At 55.0% G+C, this 17,788-nt stretch carries 13 protein-coding genes and 1 tRNA gene; 10 read left to right on the plus strand and 4 right to left on the minus strand.

Translation table 11 applies throughout. From position 1 onward, the window contains the following. The first annotated feature begins 204 nt into the window (after positions 1 to 204). The 3 genes from secA (at position 205) to M8N44_RS06415 (ending at position 5,373) form a co-directional block, all read left to right on the plus strand. Positions 205 to 3,558: a preprotein translocase subunit SecA gene (secA, locus tag M8N44_RS06405; RefSeq protein WP_022397096.1), complete on the plus strand. Its 3,354-nt coding sequence runs from the start codon at positions 205 to 207 to the stop codon at positions 3,556 to 3,558. Positions 3,559 to 3,633: 75 nt separating this feature from the next. Beyond that, complete coding sequence (locus M8N44_RS06410; RefSeq protein WP_102721467.1) at positions 3,634 to 4,734, plus strand: GNAT family N-acetyltransferase; 1,101 nt, start codon at positions 3,634 to 3,636, stop codon at positions 4,732 to 4,734. Between the two features lie 345 nt (positions 4,735 to 5,079). Next, a complete protein-coding gene (locus tag M8N44_RS06415; protein WP_215442697.1) occupies positions 5,080 to 5,373 on the plus strand; it encodes a hypothetical protein in 294 nt (97 codons plus the stop codon). A gap of 106 nt (positions 5,374 to 5,479) precedes the next feature. Here the strand turns inward: M8N44_RS06415 and M8N44_RS06420 are convergent, their stop codons facing one another. Both M8N44_RS06420 and M8N44_RS06425 read right to left on the minus strand, forming a co-directional pair. Further along, a complete protein-coding gene (locus M8N44_RS06420; RefSeq protein WP_102728048.1) occupies positions 5,480 to 5,956 on the minus strand; it encodes a helix-turn-helix domain-containing protein in 477 nt (158 codons plus the stop codon). A 19-nt stretch (positions 5,957 to 5,975) separates the two neighbouring features. Further along, the gene (locus M8N44_RS06425; RefSeq protein WP_102728047.1) at positions 5,976 to 6,326 is read right to left on the minus strand and encodes a hypothetical protein; all 351 of its coding nucleotides are present in this window, start codon (positions 6,324 to 6,326) and stop codon (positions 5,976 to 5,978) included. A 252-nt stretch (positions 6,327 to 6,578) separates the two neighbouring features. On the opposite strand from M8N44_RS06425, the gene M8N44_RS06430 reads away from it, so the two are divergent. Continuing rightward, complete coding sequence (locus M8N44_RS06430; protein WP_146021075.1) at positions 6,579 to 7,763, plus strand: hypothetical protein; 1,185 nt, start codon at positions 6,579 to 6,581, stop codon at positions 7,761 to 7,763. An 821-nt stretch (positions 7,764 to 8,584) separates the two neighbouring features. Here M8N44_RS06430 and M8N44_RS06435 read toward each other — a convergent pair. Both M8N44_RS06435 and M8N44_RS06440 read right to left on the minus strand, forming a co-directional pair. After that, positions 8,585 to 8,659: transfer RNA gene (locus M8N44_RS06435), tRNA-Met, on the minus strand. 215 nt (positions 8,660 to 8,874) lie between these two features. Next, positions 8,875 to 9,366 (minus strand): NUDIX hydrolase, encoded by a 492-nt coding sequence (locus M8N44_RS06440; RefSeq protein WP_243760002.1) that lies wholly within the window; start codon positions 9,364 to 9,366, stop codon positions 8,875 to 8,877. A 593-nt stretch (positions 9,367 to 9,959) separates the two neighbouring features. Between M8N44_RS06440 and dnaA the strand changes: the two genes are divergently transcribed. The 6 genes from dnaA to M8N44_RS06470 all read left to right on the plus strand — a co-directional run bounded on the left by dnaA (position 9,960) and on the right by M8N44_RS06470 (position 17,781). Further along, a complete protein-coding gene (gene dnaA / locus M8N44_RS06445) occupies positions 9,960 to 11,366 on the plus strand; it encodes a chromosomal replication initiator protein DnaA (protein ID WP_102721424.1) in 1,407 nt (468 codons plus the stop codon). A 162-nt stretch (positions 11,367 to 11,528) separates the two neighbouring features. Beyond that, positions 11,529 to 12,464, plus strand: coding sequence for an ABC transporter ATP-binding protein (locus M8N44_RS06450; protein WP_022397090.1), 936 nt, complete (start codon positions 11,529 to 11,531; stop codon positions 12,462 to 12,464). Between the two features lie 54 nt (positions 12,465 to 12,518). Further along, a complete protein-coding gene (locus tag M8N44_RS06455; RefSeq protein ID WP_022397089.1) occupies positions 12,519 to 13,301 on the plus strand; it encodes an ABC transporter permease subunit in 783 nt (260 codons plus the stop codon). A 42-nt stretch (positions 13,302 to 13,343) separates the two neighbouring features. Then, the gene (locus M8N44_RS06460; protein WP_249853053.1) at positions 13,344 to 14,909 is read left to right on the plus strand and encodes a DUF7088 domain-containing protein; all 1,566 of its coding nucleotides are present in this window, start codon (positions 13,344 to 13,346) and stop codon (positions 14,907 to 14,909) included. Between the two features lie 27 nt (positions 14,910 to 14,936). Further along, positions 14,937 to 16,991, plus strand: coding sequence for a DUF4340 domain-containing protein (locus M8N44_RS06465; protein WP_102721423.1), 2,055 nt, complete (start codon positions 14,937 to 14,939; stop codon positions 16,989 to 16,991). A gap of 13 nt (positions 16,992 to 17,004) precedes the next feature. Continuing rightward, complete coding sequence (locus tag M8N44_RS06470) at positions 17,005 to 17,781, plus strand: Nif3-like dinuclear metal center hexameric protein (protein WP_102728043.1); 777 nt, start codon at positions 17,005 to 17,007, stop codon at positions 17,779 to 17,781. Positions 17,782 to 17,788 lie beyond the last annotated feature (7 nt).

Here is a 17,788-nt window from a genome sequence, read left to right on the forward strand (position 1 = left end):
TCCCCTATACACTCCTACAGGGAAAAGGGAGAGGCAAGGAAAAACGGAAGGAAGACAGAATGATGCCGCCCAAATCCAACCTATTACGTCATCATCAAAGCAAATGGAGGGCCGTGCTTGCAATTCTTCCGGCAGCCGCTAGTATTTTTCGATTCTTAGACCGCTGAAAGCGACTCTACCTCGTCAATTTTCAACAAGACAAAGATGATTAAGTGGATTCTAACCAAGATTGTCGGTACCAAAAACCAGCGTGAAGTGCGCCGTCTGCGCCCCATTGTGGAACAAATCGTCTCCATTGAAGAATCATGGAACGGCAAGGGTCAGGATTTCCTGCTTGAAAAAACGAAGGAATGGCAGGGCTATCTTCACCGCTTCCTCCCCATGGAGCTTCCCCCCGTGCGCATTGTGGAAGCCGCTCCCAGGGAAGAGCTGGAGGAAATAGCCGCCAAGCTGAACGCACGCTTTGAATCCCTGAAAGACGAATTTGCCGCCCTCCCCACGGTGGAAGCCACTCCCGCCTCCATTGAAGAGGGGAAGGCCGCCTGGAATAACATCACCCCCCAGTTTGACAAGCTGCGCGAACGCTACCTGAACCAGATCCTGCCGGAAGCCTTTGCCGCCGTCAAACACGGCGCCCGGCTGCTCTGCGGGGAAGAACGCGATATCTGCGGACAAAGACAACTGTGGGACATGGTCCACTTTGACGTGCAGCTGCTGGGCGGCATCGCCCTGCACCGCGGCTACATTGCGGAAATGGCCACGGGGGAAGGCAAAACGCTTGTCGCCACCCTTCCCGTATACCTGAACGCGCTGACCGGCATGGGCGTGCACGTGGTGACCGTGAACGACTACCTGGCGCGCCGCGACTCCGAATGGATGGGGATGCTCTTCCAGTTCCTGGGGCTGACGGTCGGCTGCATCCAGAGCATGATGCCCTCCCAGCTTCGCCGGGAGCAATACGCCTGCGACATCACTTACGGCACCAACGCCGAATTCGGCTTCGACTACCTGCGCGACAACGGCATGGCGACCTCCAAATCCGAGCAGGTGCAGCGCGGGCACTACTTCTCCATTGTGGACGAAGTGGACTCCATCCTTATCGACGAAGCCCGTACGCCTCTCATCATTTCCGGTCCCGCGGTCGTCACCCGGGAACAGCAGTACGATACCCTGCGCCCCGCCATTGAACGCGTGGTGAAAGCGCAGACGGACCTTTGCAACGAGCTCATGTCGCAGGCCCTGAAAGCCCAGGAAGAAGGCCGCACGGAAGAAGTGGGCCGCTGCCTGTTCAAGGTGAAGACAGGCCAGCCCCGCCACCGCGCCTTCCTGCGCGCCATGCAGGATCCCGAGCTGCGCCGCATCGTGGAAAAATATGAACTGACCCTTTACCAGGATACGCGCAAAAAGGAACTCTACAAGCTGAAGGAGGAAATGTTCTTCACCGTGGATGAAAAGACCCACGACGCCGACCTGATGGAAAAAGGCCGTGAAGTCATCTCCCCCGGCCACCCGGAGGACTTCGTGCTGCCGGACCTGGGAACCGCCTTTGCGGAAATGGATGAAGACCCCCGCATGACGGAAAAGGACAAGCTGCGCCGCAAGAATGAACTGACCAAGCAGCTTGATGAAACGGGAGCACGCCTGCACACCACCTCCCAGTTGCTGAAAGCCTACTGCATTTACGAAAAAGACGTGGAATACGTCGTCAAGGAAGGCAAGGTCATCATCATTGACCAGAACACGGGCCGCGAAATGCCGGGGCGCCGCTGGAGCGACGGACTGCACCAGGCCGTGGAAGCCAAGGAAGGCGTGGAAGTGGAGCGTGAAAACCAGACCTACGCGACCATCACTATCCAGAACTACTTCCGCCTGTACAAAAAACTGGCGGGCATGACCGGCACGGCGGAAACGGAAGCCGCGGAATTCCATGACATTTACAAGCTGGACGTCCTCCCCATCCCGACCAACCGCCCCTGCATCCGCAAGGACCAGAACGACCTCATCTTCAAATCCCGCCGTGAAAAATTCAACGCGGTGATTAACAAAATTCAGGAACTCCATGACAAAGGCCAGCCCATCCTGATCGGCACGGCCAGCGTGGACGCCTCTGAAACGCTCTCCCGCATGCTCAAAAGGGCCAAAATCCCCCATGAAGTGCTGAATGCCAAAAACCACCAGCGCGAAGCGGAAATCGTGGCGCTGGCCGGCAAGCGCGGAGCCGTCACCGTCTCCACCAACATGGCGGGCCGCGGTACGGACATCAAGCTTGGCGAAGGCGTGGCCGACCTCGGCGGCCTCTTCGTCCTGGGCACGGAACGCCATGAATCCCGCCGCATTGACCGCCAGCTGCGCGGCCGCTGCTCCCGCCAGGGAGACCCCGGCGCCTCCCAGTTCTTCATCTCCTTTGAAGACGACCTGATGCGCAACTTCGGCGCGGCGGAACGCATGACGAAGATGATGGAACGCCTGGGTGTGGCTGACGGCGAAGCCCTGGAACACAGCTTCCTGAACAAATCCGTGGAATCCGCCCAAAAACGCGTGGAACAGCGCAACTACATGTGGCGCAAGCACGTGCTGGACTATGACGACGTCATGAACAAGCAGCGTGAAATCGTTTACGGCTACCGGAATGAAGTGCTTTCTACGGAAAACCCGCGGGAAATGATTTACGACATCCTGGAAGAAGTAATCGCCACCCGCGCCCATGAATTCCTGGATCCGGACTCGGAAGGCCTGACCCATCCGGACGAACTGCTCGCCTGGATGAACTCCTCCTTCCCGCTGGGACTGACGGCGGACGCCGCCAAGCTGGAAGAACGCCAGATGGATGACACCATCGCCTTCCTCATTGACAAGGTCAAGGCCACTTATGAAGACAAGGCTTCCCGCGAACGTCCGGAATACCTGGACCACATGGAACGCCAGATCATCCTGGGGGCTATTGACAAAATGTGGCAGGAGCACCTGTACAACATGGACTCTCTGCGGGAAGGCGTTCGCCTCCGCGCCCAGGGCCAGAAGGATCCCCTGGTGGAATACAAGTCTGAAGCCTACGACCTGTTCGTTACCCTGATGGAAAGCATCAAGGGTGAAGCTATCGGCAACCTCTTCAAGAGCACCACCAACCTGGATGCGTTTGAAGACTTCCTGGCCAGTCTGCCCCAGTTTGATTCTTCCGATGAAAATCAGGAAGACGGCGCCAACCTGCCGGAAATAGGTTTTGACGGCATGCCCAGCGACCTGCTCTCCGCCCTGCGGGAACAAGTCTCCCGTGCACGGGAACACCAGTCCGCACAACAGCCGGAACAGGAAGAAGCTCCAGCCGTCATTTCCGACGCCACCACCATCGGTGAAGGTTACCAGCCCGCTGTGGCGGAACCCAAGCTGGTCATGCCCAGGCGCAAGGTCAGCGTCGTGCTCCGCAAGGAGGGAGCCGCCCAGGCGCCGGCGGAAACGCCTGCCGCCGGTGAGGAAGAAGAAATCGCCGTCACTCTTGACTCCCAGGACTTCGCGGAAACCATGGACAACCGGGATTCCGCCGATACCCGCACGTTCTAAAACATTACGCATCACTTACAGGACGGAGGAAACGGGTACAGCCGTTCCCTCCGTCTTCAAGCTTCCGGGCCGCCCTTGACCACGCTCCCTCCCAACAAATCCACCAACGTCCGTTCCGTGCTGGAGTACGTCCCGTACTTCAGGGACAAAATCTTTGCCGTGCATGTGGAACGCCCCCTGGTGGATTCCGAAGAGCTGGTGGACGCATTGCTGGACCTGGACGCTCTTCAGGAAATAGGCGTCAGGCCCGTGCTGATAGTGGAAGGAACGGACGCCTCCGCGCTGTACGAACACACGCGCGTTTGTGAAATGCGCTCCGCCCTGGTGGAAGCGCCGTTGAAAGGCGGTCAGCTTGTCCGGGAAAGAGTCCGGGAAATCCTGGGGAGGCATCAGATCCCCGTGGTGGCCTCCGGCCGTTCCGGCTCCTTTGACCCGGAATCCGTCCGTATGGCATTCAGCCTGGGAGCCTCCAAATACATCGCCCTGCTCAACGACCATAAGGTTCCCTCCCGTGACGGACGCCCCATTGCCGCCATTCTGGAATCGGAAGTGGCGGGCCTGGAAGGAGAAGTAACCCACCGGGAACTACTGGACCAGGCGGCTGAGGCCTGCCGGACGGGAATCCCCCGGGTACACCTGCTGGACGGCAAAATGCGAGGCGTACTGGTGGAGGAACTCTTCTCGGAAGAAGGCGTAGGCACCATGGTCCACACGGACTCCTACCGGGAAATACGCCCCTTGAAGGAGGAGGACATTCCGGAGCTCCTCTCCATGATCGCCCGCTCCGTAGTGGACTCCAAGCTGGTCAACCGGAACTATGAGGACATCGCCGCCAGAATGGATGACTACTACGTGCTGACTCTGGACGACAGCATCGTGGGCTGCGTTGCCGTCTATCCCTACCCGAAGCACCGCAGCGCGGAACTGGGCTGCCTGTACATCAAGCACCGCCATGAAGGCCGCGGCTATGGCCGCGCCCTGTGTGAATTCGCCAAAAGAAAAGCGGAGGAAATGGGCATGGAATTTATCTTCGCCCTCTCTCAAAGCGCCGTCCACTACTTCCGGGACCGCATGCACTACGCGGAATTCTCCCGTGACTGCCTCCCTCCGGAACGCCTGCGCGCCCTGGAACTCAGCGGCCGCAAATCCGGGGTTTTTGGACTGAGACTTAAATAAAAACGCGCTTTACCTGTTTATTCAACTTCAGTAGCTTCGCCATTCTCGCGTCTATTGACTGGAATTGAGGAAATCTCTTATTTTCTGACGGTTCTTCTTTACCGTTTGCCCCCATGAAGACCATTCCCCAAATAGGAGCGAATACAGGGCAGGCCATCTAGGTATTCCTTCAACTTTCCAGGTTGACGTTCATTGCAACTCACGAGTCATTATTCATTGAGATTTTTATGAAAGTTTTTATAACTAGTCTCATATAAAAAATCTTACGCCTCTCTTATAGATTTTCATTGAATAATTAGCGCAGACAACTAGTTAGTTTTAACTTAAATAACAATTATCAAATATATGCGACACATATACCGGGGGGAAATCGGGGAGATCAAGTGGCGCAATGCTCGCATGTCTTGTGCCTATGCCCTGATGGCCATGCGGACCAAGGCGGGTATTTCTCGGAAGATGATGGCTGCGGCTCTTGGATATTCTTCTCGGTGTATTTTCGTCCATCGAAATGGCAAACAACGAAAAGATCCATATGCCTGCCCTCCTGAAATACGTGGAGGTGACGGGATTGCCTTTCAAGGTGTCAACCGTTCCGAAGAAGAGGAAACCAGGAACTTCCAGAAAAAAATGACAGTTTGAGGAACAGGTTTTCTTGCAATAGCCCAAAAACGGAACGTTTTTTCGTGGAAAGGCGAATGCTATTTTTCCAATTGCGAACACAGTGGATTTGTCTTTGTGGGGTGGGTTATATAATATTTGCCGAGGACAGTGAGGAGGGCTGGTAGCGCAGGAGAGGGATGGCACTGGGATGGACTTTTGTCCTAGGCTTTACAGGTTTTCGCAACACGCTCTTGCGAGATTTCCTTCCCTTCGGTACGGAAGACACGGCAATAACCCTACCGTCTTCCAACTGAACCTTGAAGGGGAAGCCCGTCACCTCCACATACTTCAGAACGGCGGCCATGCTCATCTTGTCATTGGTCGCGCTTTCAATCGCGGAAATGCGCGGCTGGGAACAATCGAGTGCCGCAGCCATCATATTCTGCGAAATTCCTGCCTTGACGCGCATATGGGCAAGAGCCGAGGAAACGGTGGAAGCGGCAGCGATCCGTTTGGCTTCCTCCATGATCTCGGGCGATACACAGTCTCTCAGGTCATCTTCGACCGTTGCATAACGCTTGTTCTTTGACAGATCGATCGGAACGTATTCTTTATTTTCCATGGTTACAGAAGAGGTTGAATTAAAATTGTGAGACATAATCCTTGCAGTATTTATTATCCTTGGACTGTCTTTGTTTGTCTCCGGCACAAATCAGATGCAACTCGTAAGCTTGAACATAACAGTAAAAACATGTAGGCAAGTTTGAGCAGCGGATGCGAGCGGTTGCTGTGCGATGGCGTGGCAACCCGACGTATTCCCGGTGAACGTAGGAATACTCCACCATTCGCATGGGATTGCCGTAATCTTCCAGATGAGCCCGGTATTCGTCCAGGTTGCGAATCATTTGCGCGGTCTCCCGAGGATAACGTTTACCCATCCACTTCATATCGCGTACAAATTGATCACTCGGAATAACCTTCCACTCGCTCATGTCGTCAACATAATCTGCAGATGATGTTTTATCAGGCAATCCTCACAAAATTTCAACATCGTTCCTCGCAAATCATCCCTCGTCCCTCAAAAAAGCTCCTCCTCTCCCCTACCAGCCCCCGCAGCATATTAACCTGTCTCTCGAAAATCGGTTCCTCTACCACCGCATTCATTCAGTCGATAATAACAAAGTGCTAGTAAGTGATGATTATCATTGACTTGTCTATTATTGTATTTTTAACTAAGGAAAACTATGAAAATACTACTTCTTTTTGATGTTGATTTTGAAATCAATAAAAACAGAATTTGCGACTTTCTTAATAATAAAACTACGCATCTTAAATTTGTTAATGGCGGCGATATAAACATAGATTCTGATATAATATCAAAACCGGATTCCTTTATATCCATTTTAAATAAAATTAATAAAAAAATTCATGAATTTGATAAAATTTTTTGTTTTACAGAAAAACAATATATAGATAATTATTTTTTCCATGAACATAAAAAATTGTCCATTTTTTCTTTTTGGGGATGGATTTATTTAACGGACTTATCGAAGAACAATGGCTTATTATATTTTATTGTTGATTATTTGGCATTATATATTGATGATACAGCTTTTAGACATAAAATCACAACAGGTTGCATATATGATTTTTTGCAAAATAAGACAGGAATTGATGATGGAATGAGGCAAGCCAGGATTTGCCCAACTTGTCTAGAACGAATTTCTAATAATTTATCTTCGCCTGAACAAATTAATATTTTGGAGGATTTAAAAATTCTAATGAATTTTCTTTCTGATTCTTCAAAGTGGAATCAAGATATATTGGACCTCGTAATTCCACAACATCAAAGTATAAAGAAAAGGAAATCTAAAAAATCTGGAGAGATAAATGTTGTGATAGCTTCACCTAGTGATGCTTGGTTAGAACGGAAGAATTTATTGGAAAAATTAGAAATTCAATTTAGACGTGGACATCATGAATCATATTGTTGTAAACGTTTAATCGTACATGGTTGGGAAGATTTAGCATCTCAATCAGGGTATTCTCAAGATATTATAAATCGTCAAATAATTTGCAACGTTGATTTTGTTGTCGCAATATTCAAATATAAACTGGGAACTCCAACAATTGATATTGCGACAAACCAAGAACGTTCCGTTTCAGGTACAGCGGAGGAGTTATTAACAAGTTTGAATAATTCGATGGCCGACAAGCCTCTGGGTATGGCTTATTTCTATTCAAAAGCTCCTTCCGTTTCTGTTGATTTAGATGATCTTGAAATAATAAAAAATGACTGGGATAATTTGCAGAAATTCAAAAAAGATATACAAAACAAAATACTATATAAGCCGTATACTGAAACTGGTGATTTATTGCAGATTATAATTTCCGATTTGGAAAAAAATATAATTGATTATTTCGAATAGATTTCAAGTTTAATTAGTGTTAGTTCAATTCGATCGTTTTTAGTATTCTCTATGAGGGGAAGACATGGGGGAGTCAAAGATATGCACCATTCCGAATTGAGAACAACAAACACAGGTATGCATTTTCATAAATTTGTATGTCAGGCTTGATTTCTCGCCGTACTTCTTACCACAACTCCTCCTTCCACCCGCGCCCCTTCGCCTATTGTGTGTATTGTATCATCACGCATTGTAAGTTAAAATGTCTATCTTATTTAGAGTTTCTTTCAGTACATTTAACTGATCTTCATCAAGGCACGGATACACTTGGGACAAAGAGCGACAAGATCACGCTTCTCCATCTCAATGGGGTCTTCACTGCATGCCAAGGAACAATCATCTCGGAAAACTTCTCCATCGCCTCCTTGCGTTGATCGTCCGAAGGTCGGATATGCAGCTGGTGAGACATCCCGGAATCATGCCCCACAATCTCGCGGGCAAGAGCATGATCCGCCCCTGCCGCATGCAGAACCGTGGTGGCTATTGCCCGCAGTGAATGAAACGTATTCGGACAAAATAGGCTGCACATACTCATCCACCCACTTCAAGGTAAAATATGCTTTTCCAGGAGAGCGATGATTGGGATACGCATTTTCAAGAATGGCTCTCTCGGACTCTGGTATTGATCCCGCCAATACAACCGCCTCATCAGCCTGCTCGAATTAAGTAATTTCACCTGTCCATTGCTTCCAAAAATGATTTCAGTGTCTTGCATTCTGTCTTGCATTTTCACCAAAAAAAACCGCAAGTGCTGATAATCAAGCACTTGCGGTTATAAAAAATGGTAGCAGGGAGGTGATTTGAACACCCGACCAAAGGCTTATGAGTCCTCTGCTCTACCACTGAGCTACCCTGCCGTTAAGTGGTTGGTGCTGGAAAGCGGGGAGATATTTAGCCCGGATTGGAAAGAATGTCCAGATTTTTTTATGGGTCAGGAGCATTTTATCACGACAGCCCGCTTCTCCATCCAGAAAAATCATTGACGATGAATCGTTCTTTTCCTCCAACCGTTTCACACAGCCTGCCGCCCAGGCCGTTTCCTGCGTCCGGACACTTGCGGCGCAGAGCGTCCTTATTCCTCCAGTCCCACGCCATTTACAGAGCGGGACAGGAAATAGAGGCCCATGAAGATTTTCGGGTCTACCACTTTTCCCTGCCCTGTCTGGTCCATCAGCCAGCCATGCACCAGCGGAAGAGGAATGCGGTGCACGGTGATGTTTTCATGAGCCACCCCGCCGCCTTCCGATATTTGGTGTAGCCCTTCCGCCAGGTAGAAGGATACCATTTCCGTGGTCAATCCGGGGGAGGAAGGCCCCGTGAACAGGTACGTCCAGGCATCCGCCCGGTATCCCGTTTCTTCTTCCAGTTCACGCCGGGCGGATTGCAATGTGCTTTCCTCCCCTTCATCTCCGGAGATGCCCGCAGGCAGTCCGATGGTGAGGGCATGCAGGGGAACCCGGTATTCCTCCACCAGCAGCAGTTCGCCGTCCTCCGTCACGGCCACGATCATGACGGCTCCATTGGCATTGACCCGGCGCACGTATTCCCACCTTCCTTCTTTCAAGAGCTCCAAAAATTTTCCCCGGCAGAGGGAATAATATGTTTCCCCGGTTTGTTCCATCTGTTCCATGATGCAGCCACGTTAGGTTTCCCGGCGCCTCTTGTCAACCATCCCGGCTGCCCCCTTTCGGAACCTCTCCGGGACCTTCTGGTCCGGTGCCTGTAAGTGCTTGATTTACGGCGGCGTAATTGTTTCCTTTTCGTCACACACCCCAATAACAAAGTAGTAATTCACTGATAATAAAATAATTATAGTGTCATTCAAAGAATATACTCAGGAGGACTAAATTATTGAAGGAAGCAAGACTAAAATATTTTTTGGTGTGGAACCCCCGTGGAACGTAGAGCCGCGGAACGATGACTCACGCTGCTTCAAAAAGATATTTTTTCCTCAGGCGCAAATCAGTACTTTGGCGCTTCCGTCGACCGGGGTGTCGAGCTGAAAGCGGATGAGTTCGCCTTCTCCATCCCGATGGACGCCACGAGCTGTCACGGCTGCGGATGAACCCATTCCGGTTCCATCCGCGGGCGGCCTCGTAGCGAGACGGAAGGCCTCACAGCCATTTATAACCAGCAACATCTTTTATTTTCACAACAATGACGCCACCATCAGAATTGTCAGCCACCTGGTCCAGGATCACGGGAGCCCTGCAAACAATCATGTCTCCGGAGGTGTATGGATTGTGGTTTCCCAAGTTTTCCCTCCTGGAGGATTCCGGAAAGACGCTGACGCTGGTGTGTGACGATCCCATGGCCGCCCTCTGGGTGGAGAACAGCTATACGCCGGAGCTGAAGCAGGCCGCCATGCTGGCCCTGGGCACGGAGCGCCAGGTGAAGTTCATCTGCGCGGACGAGGTGGCATCCCTGCCGGCCGCCGAAGGCCAACCACAAAAGGCTTCCTCCCGCTCCAAAACGCCCCAGGTGCAGGATTCCCCTGCCGCTCCGGCCAAAAAACAGCGCAGCCAGGGAACCCGGGCATGCCTGAATGATTTGTACACGTTCGATTCGTTCGTGGTTTATGAAGACAGCCGCTTTGCCTATCAGGCAGGGCTGTCCATCGCCCAGTCGGAACGGGCCCTGTTCAATCCCCTTTTCCTGTACGGGAAGTCCGGCGTGGGGAAAACGCACCTGCTCCAGGCCATCGGCCATGAGGTGCTTCACCAGGATTCCTCCGCGAATGTGGTGTACGTCACGGGCGAACAGTTCGCCAATGAGTTTATTGACGCGTCCCGCACCCAGAACGGGCAGAGCTTCGCCAAGCTGCGCCGCAAGTACCGCAAGGCGGACGTCCTGCTGGTGGACGACGTGCAGTTTATTTCCGGCAAGGAGAAGACGGTGGAAGAGTTCCTGCATACGTTTGACGAGCTATTCCACGCCCACAAAACGATCGTGATTTGCGCCGATGCCGCCGCATGCGATATTTCCAACCTGGATTCCCGTCTGGCGGCACGCCTGGAGTCCGGCCTTACGGTGGAGTTGAATCTTCCGGATGATGACGCCCGGCTGGAAATCCTGCGCAGCAAGCGCGACCGGGCCGGCATGAACGTGTCTGACGAGATTCTGGAGTTCCTCGCCAGCCGCATCCAGAAGAGCGTGCGCCGCCTGGAAGGGGCCCTGCTCCGCGTAGCCACCTTTACCTCCCTGTCCGGGGACATGCCGGACATCGCCAAGATCGAGCAGCTTTTGCGCGATATCCTGCGGGAAGAAACCAGCCGCATCCTGACCGTGGATTCCATCCAGAAGCGCGTGGCGGATTTTTACGAGCTCAAGGTGAGCGACCTGACCGGCAAGCGCCGCCCCAACAGCATCGCCTTTCCCCGGCAGATTGCCATGTACCTGAGCCGCCGCCTGACGGAATGCTCCCTGAAGGATATCGGCCAGGCCTTCGGAGGCCGGGACCACGGCACCGTGATCCATGCCAACAAGCTGGTTGCCTCCCGCATGGAGGAGGACGTGCGCGTGCGGGATATCGTCCTGCGGCTGGAGGAGGATTTGAAGGATTGATTTTCCTTCCCGGCAGCCCTTCCCCAGTAATGTTGGAACAGCCGCTGTTCCTTTTCAGCATGTGGTGCTTTTCAAGCGGCGGCGGCGTCTCCGCGGCACAGGGGAGAATAAGCTTGAGACGGGAGCGGTTTGGATTAGAATCACCCTGTTCCCATTGATTCCATGATCCACGCCGACCAGCTTTCCAAAGAGTTTGGCCGCTTTCAAGCGGTAAAGAATGCCTCCTTCCAGATTGAAAAGGGGGAAATCGTAGGGTTCCTGGGGCCGAACGGCGCAGGCAAGACCACGACTTTACGCATGCTGACCGGCTACCTGCCCCCCACTTCCGGGACCGCCACGATTGCGGGATTCGACATCGTTAAAAATCCTCTGGAGGCGCGCAAGCACCTGGGCTACCTGCCGGAGCACGTGCCTCTTTACGACGACCAGCGCGTGACGGAGTACCTGAAGTTCCGCGCCAGGCTTAAAGGCATTTCTTCCAAGCAGATATGGCCCGCCGTCTCCAAGGTCGTGGAGCAATGCGGCCTGGACCCCGTGCGCCGCAAGATGATCCGCACCCTTTCCAAAGGCTACCGACAGCGCGTGGGCCTGGCGGACGCCCTGCTGGGTGAACCGGACCTGCTGATTCTGGACGAACCCACCAACGGCCTGGACCCTAACCAGATACGCCAGATACGCGAGCTGATCAAGGGGCTGGCGGCCAACCACACCATTATTCTTTCCACCCATATTCTGAGTGAGGTGGAGATGATCTGCAACAAGGTCATCATCATTGACCAGGGGACCATCAAGGCAGCGGATACCCCCTCTAACCTGACGGCCAACCTCCGCGCCGCCGGCAAGATTACGCTGGAGTTCCGCGGGGATCTGGAGCTGATTACGCAGAAGCTGGAAAGCCTGGAACACGTGAAGAAGGTCATCCATGAAGGCACGGACGCCGATGGCTGGCATACGCTGACCGTACGCGCGGAGGCCGGAACGGATACCCGTGAGAAGGCCGCGCGCCTCCTTGCGGAACAGGGCTGCCCCCTGCGCCATATTTACCGCCACACCCCCACCCTGGAAGAGGTGTTCGTGGAAATGACCCGTAAAGATTAACCGCCCGTTTCTTCTCCCTCTCTATCCACCACCCCGCATTTTCCTTTTCTCCCCATGTCTCCGGTACTTACCATTTTCAGAAAAGAACTCAGAAGCTACGTGATGACCCCGTACGGATGGGTCATCCTGGCCTTCGTCATGGCCCTGCAGAGCGTTTCCCTGTCCGGCACGCTGAAGGCGTTCCAGCTGGCCCCGCAGAAGGAAGGCATTTTGTTCTTCATCCTGCATTCCCCCATGTTCTGGTTTTATTTCCTGTTCATTTTCCCGCTGCTTACCATGCGTTCCCTGGCGGAGGAAGAGAAGACAGGAACGCTGGAATCCCTGCTGACCACGCCCATCAAGACATGGCAGGTAGTCCTGGGCAAATATTTCTCCGCATACGCCTTTTACATCATCCTGTGGCTGCCCATGCTGCTGTACCCCCTTCTGGCGGACTGGTCCAACCTGATCGTGCAGTGGATTTACGGGTATGATGCGGGCATGGTCCTCCCCTACCGCCTGGCGGACTGGGCCGGGGCGTACGCCATCCTGCTGCTGGTCGGCGCCTGGTTCACGGCCATCGGCATTTTCGCCTCGTCCCTGACGGGCAGCCAGATCATTTCCGGCATCATCACCATCGGCCTGCTGGTGCTGATTTTCTTCATGGGGCTTATTCCCGTGGTATGGGGAGAATTCCCCGCAGCGGGGATTTTCCACTACATGTCCTGCTCGGAACATCTGGACCGCTTTTCCGCCGGGCTGGTTGATACGCGCCCTGTCGTCTTTTACCTGACCATGACGGTCTTGACGCTGGCCGTCACCATCCGCATCATTGACCACCGCCGCTGGAAGCACTGATCTACCCCGCCTTTTCCCTTTCACCCCTTTTCATTTTTATCTATGAGCGAAGCACCAGACAACCCCGCCGCGGCCACGGAATCCCCCCCTCCCGCCCGCAAGGTCAGCCCCTGGATGACCTGGATCAAGCTTTTCCTGCTGTTCCTCATCGTCGTATGCCTGAATTACGTGGGCTGCCACGAATATTACCGCCGGGACCTGACGGAAGACCAGCGTTATGAGATTTCCCAGCAGAGCATCAACATGCTGAAATCTCCGGAAATCCAGAACCGCAAGACGCCCGTCAAGATCACGTTCGCCTTCCTGCGCACCACGCAGAATTACACCCGCATGCGCTCCCTGCTTGAGGAGTACGAACGTTATTCCAACGGGAAGGTGAAGGTGGAGTACGTGGACCCCCTCCGCCAGCCGAACAAGGCCCGGGAGATTGCGAACATTTACGGGATTGAATTCAAGAAGAACCTGGTCATCATCGATGCCCGGGAAGACACGGAAAAAGCGCTCAAGACGTTTGAAGGCACCCAGGTGGACGCCGCCCACGTGCGCATCCTGCCCGGAGACGCCTTCGTGGTGTACGCCCCCAGCCCGGACGGCAAGAGCATGAAGGCGGTGGCCCTCCAGATTGAAGACATGATGACCGCCGGCATTTACGGGGCGGCCAATGGAGAACCCCGCAAGATGTATATTGCGGCGGACAAGAGCAATTTCAACGAGGCGCTGAGCAACAGCCAGGAGGAAAGCATTTTCACCACGCTGGGGAAAATCTGCCGTTCCGTCAACCTTCAGCTCGTTCCCATCCGCATGAGCGGCTTGAAGGAGATTCCGGAAGACGCTGCGGGGTTCATGATCATCGGCTCCAAGTACGACCTGTCCCCGCAGGAGGCGGAAGTGCTCCAGCGGTACTGGGCGCGCCCGAACGCCGCCATCCTGGTCATGCTAGAACCCCAGCAGGATACGCCCAAACAGCTTTATCGGTTCCTCCGTGAACAGGGCCTGCGCCCACAGAATGACCGCGTGATGCTCCGCAACAGGGGCAACCGCTCCGTTTTCGAGATTAACGCCATTTTCGCGCCCTCCCTGAACTGCACGCGCGAATTCTGGAATTCCAGCACCGGGCTGGAAGGGGAGAGCATTTCCCTCATCCTGGATTCCGACAACGCGGCCATGGAGCAGAAGCGCATCACGCCATACCCCCTGCTGGTGACTACGGAGGATTATTACGGGGAAACCAAGTACAACCAGTTCCCGGCCCAGTTTGACGCGCGGGAAGACAACCCGGGGCCCCTGATGATCGGCGCGGCCCTCATCCGCGGGAACGCCGGGGACGTAAACCAGAACAAGACCACCGGACGCCTGGTGCTGCTGGGGAATACGGACCTGCTCCAGCCCAGGCAAATCAAGCCGGAACAGCGGGACTTCATGCGCACGCTGGTTGGCTGGATGACGGACCGTGAAGAACTGCGCGGCCTCGGCTCCCGCCATGACCTGACCGTGAAGCTGAACCTGGACCGCAACGCCCTGGGCATTCTGGAACTCCTGACAAACATCGGCCTTCCCCTGCTGGCGCTTCTGATTGCCCTGATTATCTGGAACACGCGCCGCCATTAACTCCACCACGCCCATCACCGGAAGCACATGCGCACATTCCGCTTCATCCTTCTTATCCTCGTCACCCTCGCCGCCATCGGCGCGGCGGTGCTCCTGACCATTGACGGCAACCTGTCCCGCATCATCGGGCGCACCGCCTTCAGTTCCGGAGAACGGCTTTTCCCCTATACCCGGGAGGAGATGAACGAGGTTTCCTGGATGCGCATCAATTGCATGGGGGACGTTGCGGAGTTCCGCCGCAAGCCCAACGGCGTCTGGTGGTGCGAGAAGCCGTGGGACGACCGCATGGACCCGCGCGCGGCGGCGGCCATCCTCCAGTACACATATTCCACCAGCATCGTGGACGCGCTGCCCCTGCACAAGATTGATTCCGCCTCCCTGAAGGAGTTCGGCGTGAAGACGACGCCCGTCACCATCACCCTGAAGGAGATGAGCGACGACGGCAAGCGCTCCTCCACCGTGGCCCGCTACACGCTGGGGTCCCTCGCTCCCTGGCTGGTGGACGATCCGGAGAACAAGACCACGGACGATACCACCTACATGCAGACGGATTTCTACGGGCGGGACACCCGCATCCTGGTGGGCACCGGCAATATCCTGCCCCTGTTCAAGTCCGGCATCCGCCAGCTCCGGGACCACCGCCCCCTGCTCCTGCATCCGGCCATGCCCGCCTCCATTGAAATCAACAACCGAGGCCAGCGCATCGCCCTGGAGCGCAAGACTCCCGGCAGCCCCTGGAAAATCACGTACCCCCTTTCCCTGGATACGGACCCGGCCATGATGGACGTGCTGCTGGGCACGCTCCAGAAGCTGACCGCCGTGCGCGTGTATAATCCGGAGGAAACCAGCGTGCCGGACATGACGGACGACCAGATCACCTCCGTCTCCATCAGGAATTTCACAGGCCGCCCCACGGAGGACGGCAAATCCCTGCAAACGGAGGAACAGCCCGTTACGCTCCGCATTTACCCCCCTTCCGACAACGGAAGCCTGTCCGAACTGGTGAAGGCCACCGTTTCTGACCGCAAGGCCGTCTTTGAACTGGCGCAGACGACGGAGACCAACAAGGAGGTGCCCGGCGTGCGCAACATTCCGCTGGACCTGGGCCTTCTGCGCTCCAAGCAGTTGACGGACATCGGGGATTACAAGATCACCGGGCTTTCCATCCGCAAGAGTTTTCAGGATTACCCCACCATCGCCCGCTTTATTCAGGGTGATGAGAAAAAGGGCATCAAGCCCACCTGGCTGTACACGGCGGAAGGCTCCCGCTACCAGGAGGCCAATCCGGAGCATCTCGTTTCCCTGCTGAAAACCGTCAAGCTGGGGAAGGTGGCCGGCTTCGCCTCTGACAAGGCTACGGACCTTTCCGTGTACGGGCTGGACAATCCCAGGATGACGCTCACCATGTCCCTGCTGCCCAAGCCCGGTGAAGAACCGCGCCCCCCCGTGACGGTGTTTTTCTCCAAGGGAACGGACGGTTCCTGGTACGCCCGCCAGGCCGGCAAGCCCACCGTCGTCATGCTGGACAGCGCCTACATGAAGGACCTGCTGACGGACGCCCTGGCCTGGAAGAAAAAGATGCTTTTCTCTTTCAGCAGGTTCGACCTCAAGGAAATGCATCTGGAACGCATCGGCTCCGGCGGTCCCCTGATCCTGAAATTCGACCGTCTGGACGATTCCTGGACCGCTGCCAAGGATGGGAAGGATGAAACCCTGAACATCAATCCGAACCGCGCCAACCGCTATCTGGACGAGCTGGAAAAGATGGAGGTGAGCACCTGGCTGCCCTATACGGACGCCACGGCGCACGAGGCCCTGAAGAACCCCGTTTTCCGCCTGAAACTCATCCTCCAGGTTTACAAGGAGGCGGCCCCCGTGCAGTCCCAGGCCGGCCCCAGCGACATCACCTTCGCCCCGGAACCGGAGACGGAGGAAAAAGTCATCACGCTGGAAATCGCTCCGGCAGGAGAGGCCGGATACAGCAGGTTTTATTACGGCAGGGTGAATACATCCCCCAACTACTTTATCCTGAACATGGACGCCGTGCGCCTGCTCGGCGCCAGCCTCTCGGAAGACAACTGACCATTCCTCCCGCATGAGTATTGATCTGCAAACCGTTACCGCTTTTCTGGACGGAATCCTTTCCGTGGATTCCATTCCGGACGCATCCCGCGCCCTGAACGGCCTTCAACTGGAAAACGGAGGAGCCGTTTCCAGGGTAGCCGCCGCCGTGGACGGCTCGGAGAAGGCTATCCATGCGGCATTGGAGACGGGGGCGGACCTGCTCCTCCTTCATCACGGCATTTTCTGGCAGACCATGCAGCCCATTACCGGCATTGCATACCGGAAGCTGAAAGCCGCCATGGACGGGAACCTGGCGATTTACGCCGCCCACCTTCCTCTGGACGTCCACCCCGTGTACGGAAATAACGCCCTGCTGGCGAAGGCCTGCGGAATCCGGCCATGTTCCAATGAAGGACTGGACTACCACGGCGTTTCCCTGGGTACGCACGGGGAATTCCCCGGCACGTGCCGGGAGCTGGCGCAGCGGCTGGAAACCGTCCTCGGAGCGTCCATTCAAACTTTCTGGGCGGACTCCCCGGCTGCCCCGGCTGGCGACGTCTTCGTCTGCTCCGGAGGAGCCGGGGACGACCTTGTCCAGGCCGCAGCCCTCGGCTGCCGTACCTACGTGACCGGGGAGGGTTCCCACTGGAACATCCCCATGGCCCATGAACTGGGCGTCAATCTGGTCTTCGGCGGCCACTACTTCACGGAGACGTTCGGCGTAAAAGCCCTGGGGCATCTGCTCAAGGACGTTTACGGTCTGGACTATGCCTTCATCGACCTGCCGCCCTCCGCCTACAGCCATTGACCAAACG

Source organism: Akkermansia massiliensis (assembly GCF_023516715.1).
Classification (GTDB): domain Bacteria; phylum Verrucomicrobiota; class Verrucomicrobiia; order Verrucomicrobiales; family Akkermansiaceae; genus Akkermansia; species Akkermansia massiliensis.

Coding starts and splice junctions, on each gene's coding strand:
- secA (WP_022397096.1), top strand. CDS start 205: ATGATTAAGTGGATTCTAACCAAGATTGTCGGTACCAAAAACCAGCGT.
- M8N44_RS06415 (WP_215442697.1), top strand. CDS start 5,080: ATGCGACACATATACCGGGGGGAAATCGGGGAGATCAAGTGGCGCAAT.
- M8N44_RS06420 (WP_102728048.1), bottom strand. CDS start 5,956: ATGGAAAATAAAGAATACGTTCCGATCGATCTGTCAAAGAACAAGCGT.
- M8N44_RS06425 (WP_102728047.1), bottom strand. CDS start 6,326: ATGAGCGAGTGGAAGGTTATTCCGAGTGATCAATTTGTACGCGATATG.
- M8N44_RS06430 (WP_146021075.1), top strand. CDS start 6,579: ATGAAAATACTACTTCTTTTTGATGTTGATTTTGAAATCAATAAAAAC.
- dnaA (WP_102721424.1), top strand. CDS start 9,960: ATGACGCCACCATCAGAATTGTCAGCCACCTGGTCCAGGATCACGGGA.
- M8N44_RS06450 (WP_022397090.1), top strand. CDS start 11,529: ATGATCCACGCCGACCAGCTTTCCAAAGAGTTTGGCCGCTTTCAAGCG.
- M8N44_RS06455 (WP_022397089.1), top strand. CDS start 12,519: ATGTCTCCGGTACTTACCATTTTCAGAAAAGAACTCAGAAGCTACGTG.
- M8N44_RS06460 (WP_249853053.1), top strand. CDS start 13,344: ATGAGCGAAGCACCAGACAACCCCGCCGCGGCCACGGAATCCCCCCCT.
- M8N44_RS06465 (WP_102721423.1), top strand. CDS start 14,937: ATGCGCACATTCCGCTTCATCCTTCTTATCCTCGTCACCCTCGCCGCC.
- M8N44_RS06470 (WP_102728043.1), top strand. CDS start 17,005: ATGAGTATTGATCTGCAAACCGTTACCGCTTTTCTGGACGGAATCCTT.